The sequence below is a fragment of the Synechococcus sp. CCY 9618 genome (genome assembly GCF_019038415.1).
GTDB lineage: Bacteria > Cyanobacteriota > Cyanobacteriia > PCC-6307 > Cyanobiaceae > Cyanobium.
Genome location: NZ_JAFKRG010000090.1, coordinates 1 through 267 on the forward strand (window position 1 = coordinate 1; position 267 = coordinate 267).

The 267-nt window shown below is 67.4% G+C and carries 1 pseudogene; it reads right to left on the minus strand.

From position 1 onward, the window contains the following. Nucleotides 1–247: pseudogene (locus tag KUG41_RS16220) on the minus strand (phycocyanin subunit alpha); the annotation flags it as partial. Nucleotides 248–267 lie beyond the last annotated feature (20 nt).

The following is a 267-nucleotide window of genomic DNA, read 5'->3' on the forward strand; positions in this document are numbered from 1 at the left end:
TGGCCTTGCCGCGGGCATCGGAGGCGAAGTTGGTGCCCTGCTGCTGGGTGGTGTAGGGGTACTTGTTGTAGACGGCCTGGGCAGCGCCGTTGACCAGTTCGTCGGCCCTGGCGGTGAGGGCCTTGGCGGCCTCGAGGGCGTTCTTGGCGCGCTCGAAGCGGCCGAAGGCGGCGTTGAGCTCGGTGTTGCTGAGGAAGCGGCCCTGGGAATCAGCGGCGGCGACGGCCTCGGTGAGGGGAGTCTTCATGGAAGGAAGGAAAGGGAAGG